Source organism: Paenibacillus sp. ACRSA, assembly GCF_022346845.1.
Taxonomy (GTDB): Bacteria; Bacillota; Bacilli; order Paenibacillales; family Paenibacillaceae; genus Paenibacillus.
Genome location: NZ_JAKRNP010000016.1, coordinates 33,263 through 56,469, shown reverse-complemented (window position 1 = coordinate 56,469; position 23,207 = coordinate 33,263). Strand labels below are relative to the sequence as shown.

Below are 23,207 nucleotides of genomic sequence, written 5' to 3'. Positions count from 1 at the left end.
GTGGCAAAAAAATGTCTTCCCTGTGAAGGGATTAATTGGTATTTAACCAGATGAAGTATTTGGTGTGCTACCCATTTTGCAAAAGATAAGACAGGCGGCTGTTGAAGTGCCGTTACAGACAAGAAGGACATGACGTATTGTAGTAACGGAGGTGAGCCTCATGCTTGTCAACAAACATATCCTTGCTTCATCCAGCGTACATGCTACCCCCTATTATGTTGTGCGCGGAGTGAACCCTGGCCCGGTAATGCTGATTACCTCGGGAGTACACGGTAATGAAACAGCCAGTATGGCTGCTGCGCAGCAGCTCGCCGATGATTGTATCGCAGGACGGCACATCATCCAGCGCGGGCTTCTCATCATCATTCCACGGGTGCACCAACAGGCATATCGGAAGAAAATTAGAGGCAAGCCAGATCTGAATCGTACCTTTCCACGCCGAATCTCAGGTAAAGCCAAGCATCTCCTTGCCTCAGCAGTCTTTCATCTCGCCCGTCAATATCAACCAGATTGGTGGTTAGATCTGCATGAAGCCAATGGCTTATCCCAGCTCAGTTCTCGTGTTCTTGGACAAACGCTGATTACTAATCCCGGCAGTCGTGCGGTTCCAGTATGCAAACGCATCATTAAACAAATGAATCGTTCCATCACGAACCAGGACAGACATTTCAATCTGAAGCAGCATGAACTGCCTGGATCGGCACGCACAGCGGGTGCAAGGCTTCTACAGGCTCGCACCGTCACTGTGGAGACGTGTTGGAGCTTAAAGCGTTCCGTGCGGATCAAGTATCAGCGCCAGATTGTGCATCATTTTTTACGGGAAGCGGGTTTTATGTAAATGAATAATGCATCATGCTGTAATCAAAACAAATAGAACCTCTTCTCCGAAACGTTGGGAAAGGGGTTCTTTTCGATATATATGAAGTGTATCCATGTCATTCTTGTGGCTTGGAAGAGCCGTCCGCTTCCTCTGAGTTATCACGGAAAGATTCCATATAAGTATGGATTTCGGATTCTGGCGTTAAGAGCAATGAAGCTAGAAGTGTCTGCATGTCCTTTAGATTATTGATATGCTGTTGAATATCTGCAATTCGATCGCGAACCAATACTCTCAGAACTTCACTGTCCATATCCTCTTGGCTGAGTAGTTGTAGTGTCTCCTTTATCTCTTTTAAAGAGTAACCCAATGCTTGAGCATCCTTAATAAATTTGATTTTGACCACGTAATCCTCAGAATATTTACGGTATCCATTTGATGCACGGATCGGTGCAGGTAGAACCCCGCTATCTTCATAATACCGGAGAGTCGCCATACTGAGTCCAGTACGCTTGGCTAGTTCTCCTCTTGTCATCATGCCCACCTCAACTTCACCGTCCTTTCACACGCTATACTCTTACCCTGATGTATGTCTTGTATAATTCCTATACTCTGGAGGTGAACCTTCACATCCCTCATCCCTAGGATACATATAAAATAAACCTTGAAGTATACTTCAAGGTCAAGGTTAATATTATAATTTTACGGACACTCCTGCGCTAAACCAATGACCGTTACGCCCGCTTTATTTCACTTCAACATTCTTTCTCGGCATACTGTGCATAGACCCATGTGTTACATGAGCTTGAACCACATAAGAGCCTGGTTCTTCAAATGTATACTCTACCTCGTAGATTCCATCTTCCACTTCTCTGGCCGTCAAAGCCCCTTGTTCCTCCAGCTTCTCAACAGTCATATAGCCTTCTTCCGGCGACACCGGAGCAGGCTCATTAAGCTTGTTCCAGATCTGGAACTGCACTTGATCCGCATTGCTAACTGGCGCGTCCCCCTGTGTCAGCTTCAACTGTAAAGGCACAGGCTCACCCGGTGAGACCTGTTCCGGAACCATGAGTTGTACTTTGATCATGACCGGCATCTCACCCGATGCATTCTGATCCTGATAAGAGCAAGCCGCGGTCAATACAATCAACATAATAAAAGACATGCACCTACGGATATGTCCGCTCATCAACCATCTATCCTTTCTTACAAAGAAGATTTGGATGCTTTACCAATACCCCACAGCGCTACAATGATGATAATAAAAGCGATTAGAGCGAGCAGAGGAATCGTAATGAAGCCGAACCAATTCAGATAATCGGTGTAACAAGGAACTTTACCGCAAGCCACGGCATTACCTGTAGCTGAGAAGATACGCTGGATCGTAACATGATATAGCGATATTCCGCCACCAACAAAGCTGAGCGGCAGTACATATTTGGCAATGCCCACATCATCCTTGAAATAAGCAATCCCGAGCAAAATCGTTAACGGGTACATGAAAATGCGCTGGAACCAACACAGATCACAAGGAATGTATCCTTTAATTTCACTAAAATATAAACTGCCGCCTGTCGCAATGACAGAAACGGCCCAAGCAATGAATAACCGCGTGTCCACATTTTTCGCTGAACGCTCCGGTTTGGATGATATACTCATTCCACTGTCCCCCTTTTATTTTGCTCATACTAAATAGATCATACATCATTCTAGGCTACATCGGCTATCCAAGCTGTTATGTAAGTCATTACTTGATGATTATACCAAATATTTGAATTTATTTGGATTTATTCATGATCACATCGGATATGCTTATCCTAGTCAATATATGATCTACCGAAACGAAATCGCTATATAACAAAACTGCCCACTACATCCTAGAGCAGCATGTAGTGGGCAGCACAATATGATTAGATGATGATTACAAGCCTGAGTAAGAAGAGCTACGCTCCTCAGAGTATATAGTCATAGTTTCTTGGATTAGTTTGGTAATCGACAACAGTCATTCTATTCAATTTTTCGAGTTACATCGATTTGGTTAGTGTAATGGAACCGTCCTTTTGTGCCCATTTCACGTCCCAGTTCAGCAACTCAGCAATGAAGCGCAGTGGTACTTGCGTACGACCATCTTTGTTGACAAATACGGTAGAGCCTACGTTTTTCTTCACACCATTAACTTCCATCACATTGTTGTTCACCCAGAATTCGAGCGTATCGTTGCCAGCCATGACCGTGACTTGCTGTGCTTTTTTATTCCATTTCACGGTTGCACCGATACCTTCACTCAGGAAACGCAGTGGAATGTAGGTTGTGTTTTTCCAGAGCACTGGGGTTGTGTCCATATTGGTTGTTTTATCGTTAATTTTCAGCATTTTGCTGTTCACTTGCATCCATACCGTTGTCATATCCGGAGCTGGTGCAGGCGTTGTTGGAGCTGCTGGCTCTTGAAACTTATCGTTGAATTGAGTCACAATCGCGTTACCCAACGCTTGACCTACACCGAACATCACTTTGAACCCTTCACGATTCGTCGTGTAAGAAGCATCATAATTGCCTGCTGCATATTGGTCGAGGACTTTTTGCACTTGGTTCTCATGTGTTGTCAGCGCTTGTTGTCCTGCTGCTTTTGGCAGGTTGCCTGCTGTTGCAGAATCCAGGAATGTTGCGAACTCTGTTGTGAATCCATCAATACGTTTCTCTACGGCTGCACGAGCTGTAGCATCGTTGTTTTTAACAGCTTTTACATAATCACTCTGTGCATTAACGTGGTTGGTTACCCAAATTTTCTCGAACGCATTGGCACCATCGTTACCGTAAACGGATGCAATGGCTGCTTTGAAATCAGCTGTGTTGCCAGCTTCAGCTGTAACCAGTGCGTTGGAAGCTGCTGTGCGTCCATCGTATTCTTCCTGCATTTGCAGAGCAGAGAGCGCAAAGTGTTCGGATGCCAAGTGGTTGAGCGTAGAGCGTAGATCAGCTGCTTTCGTGTCCGCTTTGGTGTGATCAAATTTCTCAGGCATTTGTGTAGTAATCGCTGTAGAAAGTGCTTTACTTACGTCGAACATTTCTTTGAAGCCTTCACGGTAAGCCTTGTATGCATCCGCATAATCTCCAGCAACGTATTCATCGAATACTTTTTGCACGAGATCTTCATGTACTTGCAAAGCCTGTTTGGCTGCTGCTTTTGGCAATTTGCCTTCGGTTGCTGTACTGAGGAATGTTGAGAATTCATCCACAAAACCGTTGATGTTCGCTTGAGCTTGCTTGATGCCAGTTTGGTTACCCATTTTGGTAGCCTTCACTAGATCATCGGTGTATTTGTTATGTGCACGGAAGATACGTTCGAATTCCTTCGCACCAGCGTCACCGTATAGGGAAGCGATCGCTGGCTGCATATCCAGTGCATTTTGATCCAGTGCTTTGTATGCTGCATCGGCATCCTTTGCTCCATCATAAGCTTTTGCCATCGCGGTTACGGCGAGTGCAAAGTGTTCAGACAATAGGTGATCCAGGTTCGCTCTAAGGTCTGCAGCCGGTGTGTTCACCGATGCTTTCATCATTGTCATTGGTGTCTGTGGTGCAGAAGCAGCTCCTGCAATCCCTGGCATCAACAGTGTCAAACTAAGTACAGGTGCAATAAACTTCTTCATTTTCATCTTCATCATGTGTTCACTCCTTGTGTCGTTTTGGGTATCATTTCTTTCCTTGTCGTCATCTTCATAGGGTGTAACGTAGGGATTGCAGATTCGGATCACTCCAAATTCAAAAAAAAATCGCAACCCCCATAAAAGAGAGTCGCGAAAGCCCGCCAGGACAAGGATTATTCAATCTTTTAAATTTTAAAAGTTCATTCGAACATCAATGATTAATCTAGGATGAGGGCACTCCCTCTTCCTTTTTTTGTATGATATAATGATGACATATGGGAAATCGCCAATTATTGTAATTCACCAACAGAAAGGCGCCTTCAAATGATTTTGACTATTACCATTAGCTTCAGTCTTGTTGGCTTACTTATGTTAATTGCTCCATCTGTTCTGTGAGTTATCACGGAAAAGTGGAAATCTTCTGATGCTACGGAACCTTCTTCTCTTTATACATTCTCCACTCGAATTGGTGGGGTTGTCTGTTTAGTTATTGCGGCTTATGCAACATACGTATTATTTGTATAACGACATATGTATCGATTCATATCTATTATTTTGAAAGGGAGGTCGAGCATACGTTGTTGCCCTATATTTTAGTTATCGCTATCGCTTTATTCGGAGGAATCGCTACGCTGATCATCGGTAATTCGAAGGCGAATCAAACCAGCAATCCTGAGTATGACCGCAAAACCAAGCAAAATCTGAGCCGGCTTTCATATGTATATGTTTTTGCAATCGTGTTTGGCGTAGGTGGATTAATCCTTTATTTAGTGAACTAAATCTTTCTCAGCCAGTAATTGATCCTATCCTATCCTATCCTATCCACCACTCTGAATTCAACTCATTACCTTCTGACATTTACCGAGAAACGCTAGATTCCGCTCGACATAGGGAATTATTGGAGCAATGATTCCCTTCTCTCTTATGATGGCTAACAATCCACGAATGACCCATAGATGGATCTGTTCGTATAGAATCTCCAGATTAACGTCGCGCCCTTCAGAGCGATATCCACGTTCCAATTGAATCATTCGCTGCTCCAGCTCGCACACTGTTATTGAGGAAGAACAAGTCGAAGACAGTATAGCTGCTAAGTCAAAATGATGGTTCCCACGCCGTACTTCTCCGACATCAATGATATACATATGACTGTCCGTGAATAGCACATTCCACAGCCCTAGATCCCCATGTATTACAGCCGTATGCTTCGATTGATACTCGCAACATTCCTCCACATGACTTGCCAAACGCCGTATCACCTCAGATGACGAATTCAGAATATCCCCACTTACGGCTTCCCATAATGAAGGTAGAGCAAAACGATCCTTCTGACCAAGTCTAGTCATATCCAGATGCATGATGCGTTGATGGAAACGTGCAATCCCTTCACCCAACTCAACATAATTCAAGCATAGCGAGTTCTGCGGCACTACTTTTTCAATATAAGTCTGAACATTATATATCATAGTCCCAAGGGTAATATAAGGTAGACCTTCCTTCGTACACAGGATGCTTGGTGATAGTTTTGCAGGTGCCAGTGCCTCGTATACTTCATATTCAGCCAAAGCCTGTCCTTCATCCCTGAGCTGACGTAATACAAACCTACCTAACGTGGTCTCCAGCAACATCGCTGATGAACTTGTCCCTTGCTGCATCGATGTACAATTCAGAATCTCCCCCAACGTATAATGTGACGCTATAGTTTTCAGATCCATGTTGATCCTGCCCCCTCCTTTTTATATTCACCGTTTCGTTTGCACTCTAAGATCAGATGTCCTTTCCTTTATCGTGAGCCATGACACATATGTTTACAAGTTGGAGATAATTCAGAATTATTCTGGATATGTTCCAGGTTTAATATAAAGCCATAAGGGACAGCGAGCCCACAAGATACTAACCAATTCGAACTTGAAGGAGAGATAGATGATGAAAAAAAACATGAAGAAATCTGTAGCAACGATGATGGTACTGGGAATGACGTTAACTGGTGCAACAGGAGTATTTGCAGGTACACAACTGGAGAAAATCTCCGCCTATCTTAACCACGGAATCAGCTTCAACGTCGATGGTGCGGCATACTCACCTACAGATGGCAATGGTAACAAACTAGCTCCAATCACATATAACAATTCCACGTATCTGCCTGTACGCGCACTGGCTGATGCACTGCATGTACCCGTATCCTATGACAGCCAAAAAGGACAAGTGATTATCGGTCAAGCGACTAACAATCCAACAGCTCTGACCAATGTAACGTATACTTCAGCGCAAAAAGAAGCGATCCAAAAAGCCTTTGCCCAATTTGATGGTTTCGAGACGGCTTATGCACCGCAACAAATGACTACAGGCGACACTTTCAAAAGCGTAGGTGCTGGTGGCGATGGTGTCAGCTTTATATTCAATCATATGAAAGTAGATGTCTCACCAAGGGATTATTCAGACGGCTATACGAGCAAAAATGTGAAACTGTCCAATGGGGTTACTGCCAAATGGTATACTCCAGACAAAACAGGTATGCTGACTTTCCAACTGGATGATCGTTACGTTACCATTAGCTCCCCAGACCACAAGCTGACGCAAGCGCAGTTGCAGCAAGTTGCGGTCTCTGTTCAGAAAGCTAACAGCAACAGTGATCAAGGCATCACGGCCTTCGCAGATGTGAACTACACTAAGCAACAACTGGATCACATCCGCAAGGCATTTGCGAAGTTCGACGGATTCAAAACCGCGTATGCGCCGCAGCATATGGTTGCCGGAGATATATTCAAAAGTGTAGGCGCTGGTGGTGATGGTGTAAACTTTGTATTCAATCGCATGAATGTAACGATATCGCCCAAAGACTATTCATTCAGCTATGATGGAAAAACGGTAAAATTACCAAATGGCGTATCTGCCAAGTGGTATACTCCCGATCAGACCGATCTACTGACCTTCCAACTGGATGATCGCTATGTAACGATAAGCTCGCCAAACAACCAATTGATTCACGCACAACTGGAGCAAATGGCAGTCTCTGTGCAGAAGCTGAAATAAGTTTGAGTTAGCACATCACGACTATAGTACATCTAATAAATAACTTTCTATTTTCGCACCGCGTGCAGCTTCCAGCACGCGGTGCTTCTTCATACCCAGCTGTTCAGCCATAACGCACATCATTCTGTTCCTTCCTATGTAGGCAGATTCAATGTGTGTTTTGTCCTATCTAAATGTTCTCCTCAGTTCTGAAAACAAGGGCTTTTGTCCAGCTTCATTTCAAAACGTATTGGTTTATAATGGAATATGCTGCTTCAAAGCACGCACAATATCTACAGAACAACGAACAGGAGAGTCATATGATCTTTATTTCAATATTCATATTATTACTGTGCTTCTTTTTCACCATCATGGCATGGCGCATTCACAAAAAATCAACGAACAGTCCCAAATGGTATATTATTGCTGCATCTATTACAGGAGTCATTTGGTTGATAACGGTGGACATTTTATTCCCAAATTCAGGTCGTGAGAGCGTTAGTTATAAGGATATTCAAAATACGGGTGGAAAATATAAAGCATTGGCCGAGGCTGAAGAATACATGAAACAAGCGACTGTTGCAGGAGTGATCTCCCCCGGGGATATAGAAGAGATGGCTGCACGTATTACCGAATACGCCAATAACAAATATGAACCTGAAAACAAAGACACACTGCTCACACTCGCTGAGAGCATAGCCGCAGACGACTATGAACAAGTGAAGCAACTGTATCAGGAATTAGACGGCAAACCGATTCTTGAACAATATCTTGCCAGATCGGTTCAATTTGAAGCTGAGGGCAATCGAATAACGGATCCCTTTCCACTGAATTATGGTATGGTCGCCATAGATGCCACTCATACAGGCGATGGCCCATTCCAAGTTAACTTGACCAATGAAAATGGCGAGTCCGCACGACTATTTGATAAAACTGGGGAATACAGCGGAAAATCCTTCGTTCACATTCCAACAAACGCACAGTTTACGTTGGATGTCATTTCAGACGGCGCCTGGACGTTGCACACAACGCAGAAAATTCCGGAGGACACCCTCCACGCCCCTGCCAAGACAAAGGGCAAAGGAGATGATGTGGTATTTGTATATATCAAAAGCGGTACAACCACATTTACCTTCAAACATAAAGGAGATAGCCGCTTCACTGCTTATATTAACAAAACCGTTGGCCTCGATTCCAACACAAGACTGATCGATGAGACAGGTACATACTCAGGATCGACGAGCTTGAACATTACAACAGATGGCGTATATGCAATCGCGGTACAAGCCGATGGTGCATGGTCTGTGGATATTCGATAACAGGTCAGCCTTTTCGAAAAATGAATTATAGAAAGCCATACCCCTAGGAACGTATGATGTCCTTAACGGGTATGGCTTTTGTTTTATGTGCTTTTGGAACCAAGCATATTCTGCCCTAATACACTATCCTAAGCCAGTCTAGGAATGGGCACCCCCTATTAAACGAATCACTCTCCTGTAGTGCATACAATCCATCATATCTTCCCAGTCCAGGTCACTTGCATTGGTATCACGATAAAATACAGCAGCAGCGGGGAGAAAGCCGACTAATGGCCCCATACCACCACAGATCATGGAACCACCGTCTCCACCTTTGGGCTGCATATCTCCATCGTCATCCAGTGTAAGTTCGTATGTATAGGGATCACCGACAAATTGCACCCCAAAGAAATTGGGTAGCTCTAGATCATAGGGTCGGTCAGCCTCATCTACCAAGGCAGGAGGAGGTTCAGTGGAATTGCCCATCAGCTTGTCCGCTTCCTGTAAGTCACCAAAGTGCTTTAATTTTAAGGTGTAATCAAAGCTGTCGCCCCAAGGAAATAACGTGCGGCATCCGCCTCCATACAGATACTCCCACTCGTCCTCGGTAAGCACACCAAATTCCTCTTCCACTGTTTCCTCCAAAAGATCTTCCAGAGTTAAATCTTCATTGAACCATAAGATCTGGATATCTCCACCGTGGCGAACCAAGCGAAACTGTTGATATTGTTCATATTCGTTCAGCTTCCCCTGCTTGAACTCCTCCAACGCTGCTGCAAAATCAGGATCGCCCTGCTTCCTCGCCTCTTCTTCTGTCACTTTGATCCAACCAAGTGAATGGGCACAGCACTCTACCAGCATCGGGGCAATCTCTACTTCCCTTACAGGCGACATCTGATCGCTGAGAAACGAGTCCACATCCTCTATGCCATACTCACTCACCGTCTCAAGCAGATCGGTAGACGTTGCTTCGTTCATCCCTTCCTGCCAGCCATCCCAACCAAGCGTTACACGATCCCCTGGGACAAATACAAACTTTTGCCCACCACAGACGAATACACCGGTCTCTGTTCGCTGACCATACCGCTCAAATGTCTGTAGGCCATCATATCTCATCTGCTCTGGTAGCTTACGAACGATCGTCTGCATCCACTCCTCTTTCTCTGGAGTAGATAAACCTACCCATACGCTTCGCTGCAACGATTCCATTCCTCATCCTCCTTGGTTGGTGAGCTTACCCGTTTATTTCCCAGCAGCCTGCAACAGTTCAAGCAGTAACTCTTTACGTCTTCCATCCGCCTTACGAGCCAGCGTGGCTAATTTCTCGACCTTGCCCCAGATTGGATACAGCACATGCTCAACCTCGTAAGGCTGTAGGCCATTCATCTGCTGTGCAAGCAGAGCAAGCTTGTCCTCACTTTCCAGCTCAGGCAGAATTTTCAGCTTCAAACGATCTGTAGCACGGCGTAGACAATGAACTAATATAGGTGCAGAGTGGGTGGTAACACCATATTTCTCGGCAAACATAGTGATGAACTTATCCTGCACTAGCTGATGCTCATCATCCACATGATCCATGTAGTGCACAACTAATGGAAAATACTGCTCATCTGTGAGTCCCAGCCCAAAAGTTGCGTAGCTGCCCGTCATACAGTTCATTTCCCCTTCTGTATCTGCATAAAATTCGAATTGTTCAATCGCCTTACGGGCATATTGCTCAAGAAGCGGATGCAGTTCTGCATATTGCAGTGCATTAGCGAAGAAACGATGGGTATCGGACTTGGCCAGCCCTTTGATCGGTAAATATTGCTTATCACTAGATTTCAATTTGATTTTATAATGTTTCGGAAATCCCCGTTCCAGTAAGTGAATAATAAATGTAAGAGCTTGTTCATAGGCAGAGGCTTCTTCCTGGCGTATGTGGATGGTGACGAGCGAGTATACATCGTTTGCTTTGCACTCGACCTGTTTATTTTTCACAACGATTTCTTCCTTGGCAAAGGTTCCACTACCCTCATCCATCATACGTACTGCTCGTTTACTGCCCAGTTGCACGGCAAGCTCCATGAAGGTAAGACCTCTAGGTTTACTGTAGCTCGGTTCGTACCGAAGAATCATAACCGCTCCATACAATAACAGATCAATCGGTTGCGAGGGTTGTTCTTGGTTCTCATTTTCTTCATCCAGATGCTGGGTCTCCTGCTGCTCTAGTACTGCACCTGGCTTGAGCGTATACTCATTCGCACGGTAGGTAGATGTTTGAATATCATAATACTGGGGCAAAAATTGATTCTCAGCCCAATCTGTTAGAGCATGGATCATATTCCTACGATGCTCCGCGAGTGCCTCCGGACGGCTCTTATTCAACTCCTGAATCCGATTAAAGATCGCTATCGTTCGCGCCACATCCAATACAGGAAACAGGTTCACGTCAAGAAGATGACGTGTCAAGAAAAACGATTGTAGTGGCTTCGTGGGATATGTACCCTTCTCCACCTTCTCGTCTACATAGGAATGAACACGTTCAAGTAATTGCTGTCTCTTCTCTTCATGGACATAATCCAGCAATGTTAGGTGCAGCTTGCCTTCGGTGGTTGGGAATTTCCCACGGAAGGTAAAATGGTAATCAATCAACGGTGTATGTGCCCATTGCTCCAACTTGCCTTTAACCACCTCCACAAGCTGCGGTTGAATCACCGTACGTACCTCTTCCGGTGTGAGGAAGCCTGCATTCTTCGATGTAAAACTATCATCCAAATCTAGATCGGCACTATCTACCGTTGTTCGTCCAGGTCTGTAATCTAGCAAAATATCATTGAAAATCCCCATCTGCAACGTGGTTCGTTGCACAATACTGTCCAGATCTGTGCGTTTCGCCTGTTCATCAAACCATATATGAATCTCTGCAACCATCTCTTCAATGGCTTCACTAATTGTTATAGTCACTTGTTCTCCTGCCTTTCGCTATCTGTTATGTACTCTTCTCTTACAGCATCTACTTCCTCTTATACAATCAGATTGGCTCTAGACCATCCTTGATATCTGCGTGTTAACCTACGTCTATCACCTATTATTTTACTCTCATATGACTGACCGAAACAATGAGACTTACGTACGGTTGTTCTGGAGAACGTTCCGCTTGTTATGGTTATTTCTGTCCTCTCCGGTCTCGTCTAGATATAGTTCATCTTATATAAAGCTAATATTGATATCGCTTACATTTATTTTCATGAATAGGTATGCTTTCTCTTTTCTGCGGCATGCTCTCCAGCTTATATTTTTACCGTTTTTTTCAATCGGGTTGCCTGGTTATATTCATTGATCAGTTCATCCAAGACCATGGATTGGCGAATCACTTCGGGATGCCATAGATCCGGGTACTGATTTGCAATCTGGTAGAGTCGCTGTCTCGCCTTTTCAATACATTCCTGAATGGTTTCCGGATTCTGCACCATACTCCCGCCCCCTGTTGTCCTTCAGTATTGTTCATCCAAAAAAGACCATCTATTATAATATTCGGAATACGGATCGTTTTGGATTACCCCAAAATCAAATTTTTGTATTATTTTTCTGATTAAGGGTGAAATACGTATGATAGGTGTGTACGTGAGTATGGAGTAAAAACTAAAAAAAGATAGGCTCTTATGCCTATCCTTTTTTTGCATGTGCATCCTCTGCTTATCTCAAACCAATATCTGCAAAACGATTACCAATCGTTTCAGGGAAGGCATTTTTAATAGCATTTATAGCCTGTTGCTCTCTATCCCCTGCCCTTTGAATCTGCTCAATCACCTTTTGTACACTTTGCGGTTCTCTTGCATCCCATGCGGAGTAGTCATTGATCACCTCAACGATGTTGGAATAATGCTCTGCGAGTAAGGTGTATTCCCGTATGACCCGATCCATATGTATGGACAGATGCTCCAGTGCTGCCACATACGAGGCGATATCCTGTCTAGATTTTGCATAATAGCGTAGGACAATTGCCGCCTTAACCGTGTCATACGTTCCTGACTGTAGCGCTGCAGCAATGGTCGTATAAGCTTCTGCTCCGCAGGCATAATCTTGGGGCGGCAACATGTAGTCATGAGTTTCCCATTTGTAGACAGCCTGGATTAACGATTCCTTGCAGACTTCCCATACATCCACCGATTGATGAGACTCCAGTACTTGATAATACCAGTAGGGCGATTCATTTTGTCCAAAAGAATGATATGGTAGGGGCTGCAGCTCCTGTCCCTCACAATCACAAAGATAGATCAGTTGCTCGGTATCATCATACCCAGCAGCAATGACAAATTGATTATGCCACAGAATAGCTCCCACCCCGCGGTTAATACTTGCCTTGATATCATGCAACGCCTGCTTCTGATACAGTGGAAAGGTGGGTTCAAATGAAAAACCTGCCGCCTGGCTCGCCGTTACACCAATGAAGTCAGCTGCTACAAAATTCTCTGCCATCCAATTGTATGCCGAGATCGACTCTGCGGTTAGACGCCGATCAACCACTAATCGAAAACCACTGACTGTCATTCCCGCAATCATGTCATGAGTGAAATCACCCCATCGTTGATGCTGCAGAATGCGATACAATACATCCGAATATGAGCTGTTGACCCGCCGTCGTCTCTGATCATCTGATATATACTGATTCGGCACAGGCGCTATCAATTCGTTCAATATGACCTTGGATTCCATCACTCCCACTTCCCTCCTATCTGGCTGAATGTGCTCCCCATCTTGGTACTGTAGAGCGTTTACGATCAGGATATCGGAAGGAGATTATTCGAAAATAATCCATGGCTTGCTCCTCCAGCGCCTTCGCCTTCAACAATGCTTGTGCCAGCTTCTCGGTTGTGTCTTGGCGTAGAATCCTTCTGCCTTCTTGCTGAACGATGCATGTTTGCATTTCGTGGATCAATATTCCAATCTGTTCATAACATATGTGCGCCTGATTCAGTTCGTCCCATAACCCTTGTACATCGTGCAAATACTTCTGAATCTCAGTTCGGGACTGACAATAGGCATCCAAAATATAAGCTGCTCCTGATGCATCATAATCTGTACGTTGCAGTGCCTGCACCCACACCTCATAAGCCAGCTTGCCAGAAGCAATATTACGATCAGGCAACAGACGATAAGGAGTATCCCAATCCTCTATCGCTAGTCGTAAGGACTCCAATACCATCTCCTGTTCTGCTATGTGGACTTGGTCTCCGAATATCTGACAATACCAGAAGCCTGTGAAGTTCAGCCCAAAATTGTCATACAGTAGTATCTGGGATTCCTCACTCCACCCATCCTGCACATAGAAGATTTGGTCATCGTCATCATAACCGTGAATGACACCGAATTCAGGAATCCAGTAAATTACGCCTCTACCCTCATCTAGACTACGTTTCACCCAATTCACAGCATCCTGTTGGTAATAATTGAACGTAGAATGTCGTGTACGGCCACCATCCCAGATGGTGAAGATACCCAGGTTATCAATGCCGGGCCGATGCGCTTCTCCCCACTGTCCATAGGCTGTAACTGACATGGGAAGTAACTGCTGATGCACTGCTAGTTTAAAAGCCATACCTGTGTATCCAGCGAGCATATATTTGGAGCCTTGGAACTGACCCGTATGGGTCAATATGGCATGCAGGCCATCCACATACGATTTGGATTCCCGTTTCATCATGAAGTGATCTAACATGACTTCAGCCAAGACACGACCTCCTTTCTACGCTGTCTATTCCACGTTTGCTTCCCGCTGAACCGTTAATCTATCCAATAATTGCTCTGCACGTTGCTGAAGCTTTCTCCTCAGCCAACCTGGCGACAATAGTTCCTCCCACTCGCTACGAAACAAATGCTGGAGGAACGCATCCGTATCATGAAATTCAATAAAATAAATCTGATCCTGCCGATCCCGAATCGGATATCCATGCCATAATTCAAGGTGCTGTCCTTCCTTCAAACGAATCTCCGCTACGAACGGTTTACGAACTGGCAATGGCTCTTCCCACCCACTGAGCAGAGCATCAGCCTTGTATTCAAACCTCTCCTCCGAGACTGACATATGAATGATACCTTCCAACCGAATGGTCATTTGCTGTACAGGATCGGTTTCATAACCAAGAACATAATCGGCGTTAAACTGTGAGATCAACTTGAGAGGGCACAGGGAGAGCTGCCTTTCCCCGCTATGATCCCTATAATGAATGTGCACTCGGCACGAATCAGCTATGGCATGGGTCAACAATTCAACCCATTGCAGTTGTTTCGGTTGTGCTGTAAATACGGGAAGTTTCCTTTGCCCTGTAGGATGTTCCTCCAACGTAAAACGTTCAAGTAGATGCGCGACACGTTTCACCGAATCTGCCTGCTCATAATCGTAATGCCGATAGCGATGTGCCAGATATTTCAACACCTGCTGCTCTTCCTCAGTCATATATAAATGGGGCAGACGGTAAGTCTGATCCTCATAACAATATCCACGGTACTTCGCTATGTATAATAAAGGAGCACGTAGGGAGATTGCCATATATTCAATATCCCGCTGCGCTTGTCGACGCGAGATTTCGAATTCTCGTGCGAGCCAGCCACTATTAGGAAAACGCCCACTCCGAATCTGCTCGTCAAACCAGTGAATACGATGCATATTGCTCATCTTCCCACCTCCTTTTCACTTAAGCTCACTCCTTCTATTATAAGAGCATTCTGCTGAATTCCAATCCTGTCTGGTACACCAACAGAGCCTGTTCGATCGAACAGGCTGCGCTGTGTTATACAGTCACCTGATCCACTCTGGACTGCACTGCTTTTGAACATTTCTTGCATACTTTCAACATCGTTCCATCTGTTTTGGTTTGGGAATACAACAATTTGATACGTGTACTGCCGCATACTGGACATGTTCCGCGTCCCCTAGATGGAAGACTCCACAGCACGCGTCCTCTTTTGGTTTTTGCCAACGTTCGTAGACCTCTTTTCAATAAGTTTTTGGTGTGTTGAATCAATTTCATAACTCTCCAAAAGGGAATAGATCTAACGAGATATAGACAAATTGAATCGTTTTAATCTATATGTCGTCTGGATTGAAGCACCTAAAGGGTTTATGAAATTGATTCTGTTCAACGTTATTATTATAGAGGTCATGATACGACACAGAATGTCGCAGCAGTTTGCATAAACGCGGTGCAAGATACCCTTAAAGCGAGATCGAAGACACATCCGAATGGAATACAATAAAAAAATGCCCCCTCTTCGACTTGAAGAAAGGACAGATTCTAGGCGTGGTCGCTATTCGTTTGAGATGCTGCCTGTAATAAAGGCTCTAACAGCCCTGGGAAACGTTCTTCCAAATCTTCCGATCTCAAGGTCAGGAAATGCTGCGTTCCCTGTACTCTCACTCGAATAACGCCTGCTTCTCGCAACGTTCGAATGTGGTGCGACATGGTCGATTTTACAACAGGCGCATGAAAATGACTGCAAGGCTGTTCTCCACTTCTAGCGGCCTCTGCAACAATACCAAGACGTGTTGGATCACTTAAAGCGTACAACACGGAAGAAATTTGAATATCCTCCACTTGAGGATGATGCAATATTTTCATTCTGTAGTCTCCTTTTTTCAGACTATCCATTGTATTTTAGCACAGATTCATGATATATTTCTAAAGTTCGATACCAATCGAACTTTATTTATTCATTACGTTAATGTACCCATGCGGTTAGGCAGGGGTTAACATCATATCACATTTTGCAAATGTTACACGTAGTTTCTGAAATGTTGCAAAACACAAATTACAGGAGGTTTTATATGAACAGCACGGTAACTGCATCATCCGGAGAACAAACCTCTGGACTACAAGAAAGGTTAATTGTCAGCTTGCTTGGCTTCACGGTTGTACTCGTCGTGATGAACACGATGATGTTCAATCTCGCATTGCCCAAAATCGCAGCCGAATTTACGCTCTCATCCGTTGCGTCATCATGGATTGTTACAGGTTATTCTATTGTCTTTGCGATCTCTTCAATTACATTCTCACGTCTATCAGACTTTGTGCCGATTCGTACCTTGTTTACTACCGGGCTTACCTTGCTCGGCGCTGCGTCAGTGCTCGGTTTTTTCAGTAACCATTTTATTGTTCTGCTCGTTGCGCGTTTGATTCAGGCGATGGGTGCGGCATCGATTCCGGGACTAGCTATCGTTCTTATTACTCGATATATCCCAAGTGAGCGTCGCGGAAAATCAATGGCTGTTATTATGTCTGCCAGCTCTCTTGGTCTTGGACTTGGGCCGGTTATCGGCGGGAGTATTACGCAGTTTCTAGGGTGGCATGATCTATTTATCGTTACTGGGCTATCGCTGTTCCTGATCCCTGTATTCTTCAAACTGCTCCCAAGTGAGATGCCGAAAAAAGGTTCGTTTGACTTGCTCGGTGCGCTTCTGCTGGCCATTGGTACAACAGGCATTCTGTTATTCCTCACCTCAAGAGAATGGATAACCATTGTCGTGGGCGTTGCTGCGTTATTGCTATTCTGGTTACGCATTCGCCGTGCAGTGGATCCATTCGTGCAGCCTGCACTGTTCCGTGACAAAAAATATATGATTCTCAGCTCGTTGGGTATTGTATCGTACATTAATAATTTCTCTACCTTGTTCCTACTGCCACAGATTCTGGCTCATTTATATGCACTGACTCCGGCCCAATCTGGCTTAGTCATCTTTCCGGGTGCAGTTGTATCGATGCTGCTGTCCAATCGGATCGGCCGCATGATTGACCGACATGGTAATACACTCTTGCTGAAATTCGCACCGTGGTTGTTGTTAGCAGCGGCTGGCTTGTTCGCCCTATTTGCACATAACAGCATTTACGCCATCATGGCGGTATACATTTTGCTTAGTGTGGGCTTCTCTGCGCTAACAACCAGCGTGTCCAATGAACTGTCTGGCAACCTAACAATGGATCAAGTTGGTGCAGGCATGGGGCTGTTCCAATTAAGCCAGTTCTTCAGCGGCGCCTTCAGTGTAGCTGTTACAGGTGTTGCCTTGACGGCTATGCAACAATGGACACTGTCCTCCGCATATAGCAGTATTTTCTGGGGCATGACAGTCGTTGCACTTGCAGCGGTGATCTTCTCTCAGTTGTACTTACGGATGCAATCACGCAAGAAAACGACAGCCTGATTCTAAAACGTGAACACCTTTTAATATAATTACTGCACACGACATTCTAAGCCAGGGAATTCCATATGGGAATTCACCTGGCTTTTTACAATGTAACGCGAGTTCTCGCTCGTAGATATACATAACAAAACGCCATAAGTACATATCATGTACTCATGGCGTTTTGTGATTTCTAATCCAGATGAAAAACCAAATAAAGATCAAATCTTTTTCTTATTCAAACATATCCAGACGAAGGCGTTTCAGACTTGTATGCTGAATGTACCATTCTCCGTCAATCTTCACAAATGTCTCATGGTAATGCCCGAACCCGTGAAATGATGTATTCTCGTTGCCTTCAGGGAAAGTCACCCAGTCCTCCATTGGTGAAATGACTTTTGCTTCGTTCTCGGATACAAATTCTACTTCGGCGCTATGTACATGATGCACCGTCACCGCTACATCGACGAGATCCCGGAATACTTGTACGATTGTATCTCGACCATTCAATACAGGAATAGGGTTACCTTCTGTGCTAAAATCGGCTACAGCATCTGGAGCGAAAACTCCACCCAGTGCGTCCCACTGTTTGGTATCAATAAAGCGGCAATAGCGTGCTTTGGTATTTCTAATGCTCTCCAGTGCAAGCAGTCGTTCCAGTCCAGTGATGGTTGATTGGCTCATGTGTTGTTCCTCCAGAGATGTAAGATATGTTCGTATCATTCGTGCTATGTATGCAATAAAATTCTTATTCATTGTACCATCCGGTTCCTACCAGGCACAACGACAGACTATACATTTGCATATTACCCATCTCGGATATAAGTTGAAACATCCTTGCCTAGGCCGTGTCTGAAAACTCGCTGAAGTCGATCTTTTACCCCATTTTCGCCCCCTGCTGCGTCACTTTCCCTTGACGTACCCCGGTACACCTGCGGTAAACTTCCTGGCTTGGAACGAAAATTCGGCAAAATCTGCGTCCTTCGGAGTTTTCAGACTCGCCCTACAAAAAAAGCCCAAGAGAAACAGCAAATTTATCTGTTTGCGCTTAGACCTTTTTGTTAAGACTTCTATTGGTTTGCAATTAATGCTCAACCGCTATGAAGAATTACATACCTGCTTCATGCATCATGCCCATAAATCTGTGATCGAAGATATCAGTCTATCAGCCTGTATAATCGTATGCTCTGATCTAGCGATCTAGAGTAGGCCGGAGTATTGAACGATCCTCTTGTCCAGACTCTACTACTCTGTTCGGGAAGAATGCCATGCCTTCATCTCTGCAGCTAGCTCCGACATTTTGCGATTATTCAAATAGTCCTCCATCTGCTCCTCCGCATGCACCATCACCCTTTGGATCAGACAACTGTCGTTATGGTTCTGTGTACATTCAAACAAAGAAGCCTTCCCTTCAATGGCATGAATAATCTCAAGAAAAGAAGGGTCTGGATTCTTTCGACTCAGACGATAGCCTCCATTCGCTCCCGAGGTCGATTCGATCATCCCTGCTTTAACGAGTTTGGTCAAGATCTTGGACAGATAAGTAGGTGATACTTTCTGAAGCTCTGCCAGCTGATGTACGCTAACCAACTGCTCTGGTTCGGTAATTACAAGATGCAGCATTGTATGCAATGCATAATTCGTAGCTTTGGAATATTTCATGAGGGCACCTCATTATATACGGATTTAATTTATCCATAATAGACCTGATTAGACGCAGTGTCAAACTTCCCATCTTCTCCAGCTTCGCAGGGTTAACTCACTTTAAGCGCGTGTTCAAAAAGTACGGTTTTCAGTTTGAACAACCTCTTTATTACTAACTATGGTATAAGCCTCGGTAATCCGTAGGTGTCATGCCTTCTCTGGCCATAAACTGACGGTTAAAATAACTGGCATTCGGATACCCCGCCTCTTCCGCAATCTGTCCAATATTGGCGGTTGGCCGCTCTAATAACCATTGCTTCGCCATCTGTAACCGAGAACGTGTAATGAACTCCATCGGTGTCATCTCTACAGCACTCTTGAACAATTTGCAAAAGTAATACGAGCTTACTCCCGCTAGATCAGCCCAATCCTGTAGCAAGAATGGCTGACAAGCCTCCTGCTGCATCTGTGGAAGTAAGGCTAGCACACGGCTTTCGGCGTTGCTTGTACGTGTATTTTTCAGTGGAACAGCATGCTGAACGAATTCAGCCAATACAGCATAGGTGAGCGTGGACAACTGGGCTGGTCGCAACATCCGATTCTGTTCCGCTTCGGTGAGCAGCGCCAGATGTGCTTCTTCCCACGGAGCCTGCTGACGCAGCGTCCACAACAGATTACGGTGTAGGCCTCGCTCAATCATATAATCATGCAACCGATCTCCATAAAAATGAACCCAACGTACATCCCACGGATCATCCTCGCTGCTATAATATCGCTGCTGCTGTTGCGGAAAATACAGGACAGCCTGTCCAGCGCGAAGCTCATGCAAGACACCATCTGCTTCAACGTACCCTTTACCTGCGGCAACGTAGTGAATGTTGAAGTTATTGAGTGCACCTGTCTCACGCCAAACGTTGTGTTGGGGGTGTTCTGTATAGTGTCCAATCGACTCGGGATAACAAAAATAGGGGATATTTTGAAGGGTCAGTAGCGTTGTCTGTCGTAACATAAACCGGTTCTCCTTAATCAACAATTTTGTGTTAACTATAATCAATATATTATCATTTTAATTCATTCAGGTATCTCATATAATCACAATATACATTCATACACAGGAGGAATACAACTATGAATTCAGATCGTAAATTGCGTTGGGGCATTCTTGGTAGCGCTAGCATTGCTGTACGCTCCGTTATTCCGGGTCTGCAACAATCCGAGCTAAACGTGGTCACTGCCATTGCTAGTCGGGATGAAGAAAAAGCGAAACAGACTGCCGACCAACTAGGTATAGATCAAGCATATGGCAGTTATGAAGCATTACTTGCAGATGACTCTATCGATGCAGTATACATCCCCCTCCCGAACCATCTGCACCGGGAATGGACAATTCGCGCTGCAGAAGCAGGTAAGCACATTCTGTGCGAGAAACCACTTGCGCTGACTGCGAAGGAAGCCGAGGAAATGGTTCAGGCTTGTGCGGATGCTAAGGTACAACTTGCCGAAGCACTCATGTATCGCCATCATCCACGTTATGATCAGATTAAGGAGATTATCGCTAGCGGTGAAATCGGTACAGTTCGCGGGATTCACAGTACGTTTTCATTCAACAATTCCGGCTCGGCTGGTAACGTTCGATTCAAACGGGAATGGGGTGGCGGAGCCCTCTATGATATCGGCTGTTATTCCATCAGTGCTGCGCGTCTAATCCTTGGGCAGGAGCCCACTGCAGCAACGGTGATCGGCATGTTCTCTCCTGAACATGACCATGTGGATATGATGGCTTCAGGATTGTTGGAGTTCGATGGCCAGGTTGGGGTCACATTTGACAGCAGCATGTGGGCTGCATTCCGCAATACGCTGGAGGTTCTCGGATCAGATGGACGAATCGAAGTACCTTCTGCTTATATCAGCAATCCAGATGCAGGATCTAACTTCTACGTCACTTCAGGTGGAGATCGTAGAGAGGTTGTCGTTCCGCAAGTGAATCACTATTCCCTTCAAGGAGATGATATGGCACGTGCTGTACTACATGGTGAAGCAATGCGCTTCGCACCTGAAGATGCCGTAGCCAACATGAAGGTACTTGAAGCTTGCCTGCGCTCAGCAGAAGAACATACAAGAATCACACTTTAAGAGGTTGTTCAAAAAGGTTGCTTTTGATTACAAAGTATGCCTAACGGCATGATCAGCGTCGAATATGGGATTCAGCCGAAATGTCCATTGCTCACGTAGTTTTGCCTACGCTCCGCTACTCCATTTCTATCTTCATCCCATCTTCTTGGTACTGAAAACCACCCTTTTTGAACACGCACTTTAAGAGTTGTTCAGAAAGTCTGCTTTTGATTACAAAGTATGCTTAACGGCATCACAGTTTCAAATATGGGTTTAGCCAGAACACGAACGATATATAAGGACGGTGTGTGAATATGGAATTTATTACGATTGATGGTGCAGGTAAACGCATCTCCCGCTTAATTAAAGGCACGGACTATTTTGTACATGACGCTTATGAGAAAGTTGCTGCCAATATGGATGCGTTTCTGTCCATCGGTGGGAACACCGTGGATACTGCTCATATCTATTGCGGAGGACAGAGTGAAGAAGTGCTTGGACGTTACATGCAGGAGCGCGGGAACCGTGATGAGATTGTTATTCTGACCAAGGGTGCTCACCACAACCAAGACGGCCCACGCGTTAATCCTGATGCGATTCGCAGCGATCTCCTGACGAGCCTGGAGCGACTCCAGACTCCTCATGTCGAGTTATATGCCTTGCACCGCGATGACCCTAATGTTGCTGTTGGTGTGATTCTTGAAGCGCTGAATGAGCACATTGAAGCTGGGAAAATTGGTGCGATTGGTGCATCCAACTGGACTTGGCAGCGCCTGGAGGAAGCCAATGCCTATGCCGCATCCCATGGCCTGAAAGGTTTTACGTTCAGCAGTCCGAATCTCAGTCTTGCCAAAGCAAATGAGCCCTTCTGGGCAGGCTGTGTATCCGCAGATGCAGAGACACTAGCTTGGCATGAACGTACACAATTGCCTTTGTTGTCCTGGTCTTCTCAGGCTCGTGGTTTCTTCACAGGTCGCTTCACACCAGAAGTACGGGATAATGCAGATCTGGTTCGTGTGTTCTATAGTGACGGCAACTGGGAACGATTGAACAGAGCTGAGCAACTGGCTGTAGCCAAAAATACAACGCCCATTCAGATTGCACTTGCGTATGTATTGAATCAATCCTTCCCAACGTGTGCACTTATCGGTGCTCAGAACCAGGCAGAGCTGCTGTCCTGCAACGAGGGATCACGCATCTCCCTATCCACTCAAGAAGTGAATTGGTTAGATCTTGGCAGTGATGAGAAGCCATCGCTTTTATAGAATGCTGTAAAAGAAGAAGTACACTTGCCAATATAATAAAGCTTCATTCTAAAAGTTAGGGTTATCCTCGGATTCTCTCCTCTATAAAGGAAAGATCCGGGGATAATTTTACTTTCAACGTAGCTTCTATTGAAACAAAAAGGCTCACTCCCAGAAGCACGGGAAGTGAGCCTTTTTGATATATTTCATGACATAAATGTTAAATGGGATAAACTATCATGAATGCCTATTTCTTTTTGCCTGTATTATAACCAT

At 44.9% G+C, this 23,207-nt stretch carries 24 protein-coding genes; 8 read left to right on the top strand and 16 right to left on the bottom strand.

The window, feature by feature from the left end; translation table 11 throughout:
• Positions 1 to 160: 160 nt before the first annotated feature.
• Positions 161 to 838 carry a succinylglutamate desuccinylase/aspartoacylase family protein gene (locus tag MH215_RS26100; protein ID WP_239293920.1) on the top strand — a complete coding sequence of 226 codons (678 nt, stop codon included), beginning with the start codon at positions 161 to 163 and terminating at the stop codon, positions 836 to 838.
• A gap of 97 nt (positions 839 to 935) precedes the next feature.
• Here the strand turns inward: MH215_RS26100 and MH215_RS26095 are convergent, their stop codons facing one another.
• The 4 genes from MH215_RS26095 to MH215_RS26080 all read right to left on the bottom strand — a co-directional run bounded on the left by MH215_RS26095 (position 936) and on the right by MH215_RS26080 (position 4,473).
• Complete coding sequence (locus MH215_RS26095) at positions 936 to 1,355, bottom strand: MerR family transcriptional regulator (RefSeq protein WP_275446341.1); 420 nt, start codon at positions 1,353 to 1,355, stop codon at positions 936 to 938.
• A 207-nt stretch (positions 1,356 to 1,562) separates the two neighbouring features.
• Positions 1,563 to 1,970 carry a FixH family protein gene (locus tag MH215_RS26090; RefSeq protein ID WP_239293918.1) on the bottom strand — a complete coding sequence of 136 codons (408 nt, stop codon included), beginning with the start codon at positions 1,968 to 1,970 and terminating at the stop codon, positions 1,563 to 1,565.
• A 53-nt stretch (positions 1,971 to 2,023) separates the two neighbouring features.
• Positions 2,024 to 2,476: a disulfide oxidoreductase gene (locus tag MH215_RS26085; RefSeq protein WP_239293917.1), complete on the bottom strand. Its 453-nt coding sequence runs from the start codon at positions 2,474 to 2,476 to the stop codon at positions 2,024 to 2,026.
• 365 nt (positions 2,477 to 2,841) lie between these two features.
• The gene (locus tag MH215_RS26080; RefSeq protein ID WP_239293943.1) at positions 2,842 to 4,473 is read right to left on the bottom strand and encodes a copper amine oxidase N-terminal domain-containing protein; all 1,632 of its coding nucleotides are present in this window, start codon (positions 4,471 to 4,473) and stop codon (positions 2,842 to 2,844) included.
• 390 nt (positions 4,474 to 4,863) lie between these two features.
• Here MH215_RS26080 and MH215_RS29300 point away from each other — a divergent pair, with 390 nt between their 5' ends.
• Entirely contained in the window at positions 4,864 to 4,989 is a 126-nt protein-coding gene (locus MH215_RS29300) for a DUF6199 family natural product biosynthesis protein (protein ID WP_343224615.1), read from the top strand.
• Positions 4,990 to 5,042: 53 nt separating this feature from the next.
• A complete protein-coding gene (locus MH215_RS26075; protein ID WP_156395353.1) occupies positions 5,043 to 5,243 on the top strand; it encodes a hypothetical protein in 201 nt (66 codons plus the stop codon).
• 57 nt (positions 5,244 to 5,300) lie between these two features.
• Here the strand turns inward: MH215_RS26075 and MH215_RS26070 are convergent, their stop codons facing one another.
• Positions 5,301 to 6,179 (bottom strand): phosphotransferase, encoded by an 879-nt coding sequence (locus MH215_RS26070; RefSeq protein ID WP_239293916.1) that lies wholly within the window; start codon positions 6,177 to 6,179, stop codon positions 5,301 to 5,303.
• Between the two features lie 208 nt (positions 6,180 to 6,387).
• Between MH215_RS26070 and MH215_RS26065 the strand changes: the two genes are divergently transcribed.
• Together MH215_RS26065 and MH215_RS26060 are read left to right on the top strand one after the other, a co-directional pair.
• A complete protein-coding gene (locus tag MH215_RS26065) occupies positions 6,388 to 7,497 on the top strand; it encodes a stalk domain-containing protein (RefSeq protein ID WP_239293915.1) in 1,110 nt (369 codons plus the stop codon).
• A gap of 299 nt (positions 7,498 to 7,796) precedes the next feature.
• Positions 7,797 to 8,795, top strand: coding sequence for a hypothetical protein (locus MH215_RS26060; protein ID WP_239293914.1), 999 nt, complete (start codon positions 7,797 to 7,799; stop codon positions 8,793 to 8,795).
• A gap of 138 nt (positions 8,796 to 8,933) precedes the next feature.
• Here MH215_RS26060 and MH215_RS26055 read toward each other — a convergent pair whose 3' ends face one another.
• The 8 genes from MH215_RS26055 to MH215_RS26020 all read right to left on the bottom strand — a co-directional run bounded on the left by MH215_RS26055 (position 8,934) and on the right by MH215_RS26020 (position 16,375).
• On the bottom strand, positions 8,934 to 9,983 hold the full coding sequence (locus MH215_RS26055; protein ID WP_239293913.1) for a hypothetical protein: 1,050 nt from the start codon (positions 9,981 to 9,983) through the stop codon (positions 8,934 to 8,936).
• Between the two features lie 33 nt (positions 9,984 to 10,016).
• Positions 10,017 to 11,720, bottom strand: coding sequence for a DUF6138 family protein (locus MH215_RS26050; RefSeq protein ID WP_343224613.1), 1,704 nt, complete (start codon positions 11,718 to 11,720; stop codon positions 10,017 to 10,019).
• A 326-nt stretch (positions 11,721 to 12,046) separates the two neighbouring features.
• On the bottom strand, positions 12,047 to 12,229 hold the full coding sequence (locus MH215_RS26045) for an aspartyl-phosphate phosphatase Spo0E family protein (protein ID WP_239293912.1): 183 nt from the start codon (positions 12,227 to 12,229) through the stop codon (positions 12,047 to 12,049).
• A 223-nt stretch (positions 12,230 to 12,452) separates the two neighbouring features.
• On the bottom strand, positions 12,453 to 13,475 hold the full coding sequence (locus MH215_RS26040; RefSeq protein WP_239293911.1) for a hypothetical protein: 1,023 nt from the start codon (positions 13,473 to 13,475) through the stop codon (positions 12,453 to 12,455).
• A gap of 13 nt (positions 13,476 to 13,488) precedes the next feature.
• Entirely contained in the window at positions 13,489 to 14,487 is a 999-nt protein-coding gene (locus tag MH215_RS26035) for a C39 family peptidase (protein WP_239293910.1), read from the bottom strand.
• Between the two features lie 24 nt (positions 14,488 to 14,511).
• On the bottom strand, positions 14,512 to 15,432 hold the full coding sequence (locus MH215_RS26030) for a helix-turn-helix transcriptional regulator (protein WP_239293909.1): 921 nt from the start codon (positions 15,430 to 15,432) through the stop codon (positions 14,512 to 14,514).
• A gap of 115 nt (positions 15,433 to 15,547) precedes the next feature.
• Positions 15,548 to 15,736, bottom strand: a complete 189-nt coding sequence (locus MH215_RS26025) for a hypothetical protein (protein WP_082560303.1) — start codon at positions 15,734 to 15,736, stop codon at positions 15,548 to 15,550.
• A 315-nt stretch (positions 15,737 to 16,051) separates the two neighbouring features.
• Positions 16,052 to 16,375 carry an ArsR/SmtB family transcription factor gene (locus MH215_RS26020; protein WP_239293908.1) on the bottom strand — a complete coding sequence of 108 codons (324 nt, stop codon included), beginning with the start codon at positions 16,373 to 16,375 and terminating at the stop codon, positions 16,052 to 16,054.
• A gap of 206 nt (positions 16,376 to 16,581) precedes the next feature.
• Between MH215_RS26020 and MH215_RS26015 the strand changes: the two genes are divergently transcribed.
• Positions 16,582 to 17,952, top strand: coding sequence for an MFS transporter (locus MH215_RS26015; RefSeq protein WP_239293907.1), 1,371 nt, complete (start codon positions 16,582 to 16,584; stop codon positions 17,950 to 17,952).
• 213 nt (positions 17,953 to 18,165) lie between these two features.
• Here the strand turns inward: MH215_RS26015 and MH215_RS26010 are convergent, their stop codons facing one another.
• From MH215_RS26010 to MH215_RS26000, 3 genes are all read right to left on the bottom strand, one after another.
• Positions 18,166 to 18,615: a nuclear transport factor 2 family protein gene (locus MH215_RS26010; protein ID WP_128103634.1), complete on the bottom strand. Its 450-nt coding sequence runs from the start codon at positions 18,613 to 18,615 to the stop codon at positions 18,166 to 18,168.
• A 561-nt stretch (positions 18,616 to 19,176) separates the two neighbouring features.
• Positions 19,177 to 19,593, bottom strand: coding sequence for an Rrf2 family transcriptional regulator (locus MH215_RS26005; protein WP_056693109.1), 417 nt, complete (start codon positions 19,591 to 19,593; stop codon positions 19,177 to 19,179).
• A gap of 154 nt (positions 19,594 to 19,747) precedes the next feature.
• Positions 19,748 to 20,584: an AraC family transcriptional regulator gene (locus MH215_RS26000; protein WP_239293906.1), complete on the bottom strand. Its 837-nt coding sequence runs from the start codon at positions 20,582 to 20,584 to the stop codon at positions 19,748 to 19,750.
• A 119-nt stretch (positions 20,585 to 20,703) separates the two neighbouring features.
• Between MH215_RS26000 and MH215_RS25995 the strand changes: the two genes are divergently transcribed.
• Positions 20,704 to 21,708, top strand: coding sequence for a Gfo/Idh/MocA family protein (locus MH215_RS25995; protein WP_239293905.1), 1,005 nt, complete (start codon positions 20,704 to 20,706; stop codon positions 21,706 to 21,708).
• Between the two features lie 293 nt (positions 21,709 to 22,001).
• On the top strand, positions 22,002 to 22,952 hold the full coding sequence (locus MH215_RS25990; protein ID WP_239293904.1) for an aldo/keto reductase: 951 nt from the start codon (positions 22,002 to 22,004) through the stop codon (positions 22,950 to 22,952).
• The last annotated feature ends 255 nt before the right edge of the window (positions 22,953 to 23,207 follow it).

Coding starts and splice junctions, on each gene's coding strand:
- MH215_RS26100 (WP_239293920.1), top strand. CDS start 161: ATGCTTGTCAACAAACATATCCTTGCTTCATCCAGCGTACATGCTACC.
- MH215_RS26095 (WP_275446341.1), bottom strand. CDS start 1,355: ATGATGACAAGAGGAGAACTAGCCAAGCGTACTGGACTCAGTATGGCG.
- MH215_RS26090 (WP_239293918.1), bottom strand. CDS start 1,970: ATGTTGATTGTATTGACCGCGGCTTGCTCTTATCAGGATCAGAATGCA.
- MH215_RS26085 (WP_239293917.1), bottom strand. CDS start 2,476: ATGAGTATATCATCCAAACCGGAGCGTTCAGCGAAAAATGTGGACACG.
- MH215_RS26080 (WP_239293943.1), bottom strand. CDS start 4,473: ATGAAAATGAAGAAGTTTATTGCACCTGTACTTAGTTTGACACTGTTG.
- MH215_RS26070 (WP_239293916.1), bottom strand. CDS start 6,179: ATGGATCTGAAAACTATAGCGTCACATTATACGTTGGGGGAGATTCTG.
- MH215_RS26065 (WP_239293915.1), top strand. CDS start 6,388: ATGATGAAAAAAAACATGAAGAAATCTGTAGCAACGATGATGGTACTG.
- MH215_RS26060 (WP_239293914.1), top strand. CDS start 7,797: ATGATCTTTATTTCAATATTCATATTATTACTGTGCTTCTTTTTCACC.
- MH215_RS26055 (WP_239293913.1), bottom strand. CDS start 9,983: ATGGAATCGTTGCAGCGAAGCGTATGGGTAGGTTTATCTACTCCAGAG.
- MH215_RS26045 (WP_239293912.1), bottom strand. CDS start 12,229: ATGGTGCAGAATCCGGAAACCATTCAGGAATGTATTGAAAAGGCGAGA.
- MH215_RS26030 (WP_239293909.1), bottom strand. CDS start 15,432: ATGAGCAATATGCATCGTATTCACTGGTTTGACGAGCAGATTCGGAGT.
- MH215_RS26020 (WP_239293908.1), bottom strand. CDS start 16,375: ATGAAAATATTGCATCATCCTCAAGTGGAGGATATTCAAATTTCTTCC.
- MH215_RS26015 (WP_239293907.1), top strand. CDS start 16,582: ATGAACAGCACGGTAACTGCATCATCCGGAGAACAAACCTCTGGACTA.
- MH215_RS26010 (WP_128103634.1), bottom strand. CDS start 18,615: ATGAGCCAATCAACCATCACTGGACTGGAACGACTGCTTGCACTGGAG.
- MH215_RS26005 (WP_056693109.1), bottom strand. CDS start 19,593: ATGAAATATTCCAAAGCTACGAATTATGCATTGCATACAATGCTGCAT.
- MH215_RS26000 (WP_239293906.1), bottom strand. CDS start 20,584: ATGTTACGACAGACAACGCTACTGACCCTTCAAAATATCCCCTATTTT.
- MH215_RS25995 (WP_239293905.1), top strand. CDS start 20,704: ATGAATTCAGATCGTAAATTGCGTTGGGGCATTCTTGGTAGCGCTAGC.
- MH215_RS25990 (WP_239293904.1), top strand. CDS start 22,002: ATGGAATTTATTACGATTGATGGTGCAGGTAAACGCATCTCCCGCTTA.